This is a genomic window from Bradyrhizobium sp. LMTR 3, assembly GCF_001693485.1.
In the GTDB taxonomy this organism is placed as follows: domain Bacteria; phylum Pseudomonadota; class Alphaproteobacteria; order Rhizobiales; family Xanthobacteraceae; genus Bradyrhizobium.
Window position 1 is genome coordinate 1 of record NZ_MAXC01000040.1, and the last position, 1,694, is coordinate 1,694.

Genomic DNA, 1,694 nt, shown 5'->3' on the forward strand with positions numbered 1-1,694 from the left:
ATGGACACCCTCGGGCGCCGTGGTCACGCAAAGGAGCACCCCATGTCGCAACCGTTCGACGTCAGCAGGTCCCTCACCGCCTTTGAGCAGGATAACACACTCGTTGCAGTTATCGAGATGAGCCAGTCGAAGTGGCTGGTTGCGGCTATGATCCCCGGCGTCACACGCCGGCCGCTGAAGAAGCTTGATGCAGACGCGAGCGCTCTGCTGAAGCTGCTGCAGCGCTGGTGTGAGGAAGCGCACAAGGCGGGACGTGCGGTCAAGCGAGTCGTCTGCGCCTATGAGGCCGGACGGGATGGGTTCTGGCTGGCCCGCTGGCTGCGGGCCCGCACCATCGAAGCTTACGTCATCCATCCTGCGAGCATCGCGGTGTCCCGCGAGCACCGGCGTCCCAAAAGCGATCGGATCGACACGGAACTGCTGATGCGTTCGTTGCTGGGTTGGCTGCGTGGTGAGAAGCGCCATTGCAGCATGGCCACGATCCCGACCATGGCGGAAGAAGATGCTCGACGACCGGGCCGCGAGCGGGAGAGCCTGGTAAGCGAGCAGACGCGGATCGTCAACCGGGTCAAATCCGTCCTCGCCTTGTTCGGCATCGGCGGGTTCAATCCGAGGCTTCGCAAGGCGGCGCAGCAACTGGAGACACAGCGTACCGCGGAAGGAACGCCGCTGCCGGACAAGGCGAGGGCGGAACTACGCCGCGATCTGGAGCGGCTATGCCTGGTGCGCGACCAGATCCGCGCCATCGAAAGCGCACGGCTGCAGCGCCTCACCGCTGCGCCGGCCACATCACAGGGACCCCATGCGATGGTCCGTCTGATCGCAAGGGTTCTGGGCATTGCCATCGAGACCGCCGACATGCTGGTGAATGAGATTCTGTCGCGCAATCTGCGCGATCGCAGAGCTGTCGCGCGCTATGCCGGGCTGACCGGCGCGCCGGACGAGAGCGGTCAGCGCCGTCGCGAGAAGGGACTGGCCCGCGCCGGCAACGGCCGGGTTCGCCGGGGGATGATCCAACTGGCCTGGCGCTTTCTGATCTTTCAGAAGGGCAGCCGGCTCGCCAACTGGTTCCGTGAGCGCACCGCCGATGGCCGACGCACCACGCGCAAGACCATGATCGTGGCGCTGGCGCGTAAGCTACTCATCGCCCTGTGGCGGCTTGTGACCACCGGCCAGGTGACCGAGGACATCAAGTTACGTCCCGCCAGCACCTGACTGTGCAGCTTCCGCAACCCCAACACGATTGACAGTTCGGCAGCCGGCAGCCTGCCGACGACATCCGAGGTGGTGGTGATCCGCAGGAATACATGGCCTCTGCGCCGCGACCCAGAATGGACCCGCCGCCCCGGAGCTCGCCCCCGATGCGCATGCATGCATCATGGTTCTGATCCCGATCGATCAACCGAATACAAGTCTGCGACGCGATATCGCGTCCAAGGCGGGCTCGCCTCGGAAGTCGTCCTCATCTCGCCACCGACATCTCCGCGGGCCGACCTCAAGCCTGCCGCCAAGCTCGCGACCGTCAAGGGCTGCGTCGCTACGCGATGGCCTCCGGCCACCCTTGACGGTCGCTGCGCCAAGGCGGACAGCCGTCTTGACGTCGGCCCGCGGAGATGTCGGCCTCCCTCGGAGATCAACGCAATGACCTAGCAACGACGACCATTGACCAAGCCCCATACAAGTATTCCAGAGAC

Annotated in this window: 1 protein-coding gene; it reads left to right on the forward strand. The window is 65.0% G+C overall.

Annotation, left to right across the window (positions count from 1 at the left end; translation table 11 throughout):
- Positions 1-42: 42 nt before the first annotated feature.
- Positions 43-1,215, forward strand: coding sequence for an IS110 family RNA-guided transposase (locus tag LMTR3_RS23580; protein WP_065747406.1), 1,173 nt, complete (start codon positions 43-45; stop codon positions 1,213-1,215).
- Positions 1,216-1,694: the final 479 nt, after the last annotated feature.

Coding starts and splice junctions, on each gene's coding strand:
- LMTR3_RS23580 (WP_065747406.1), top strand. CDS start 43: ATGTCGCAACCGTTCGACGTCAGCAGGTCCCTCACCGCCTTTGAGCAG.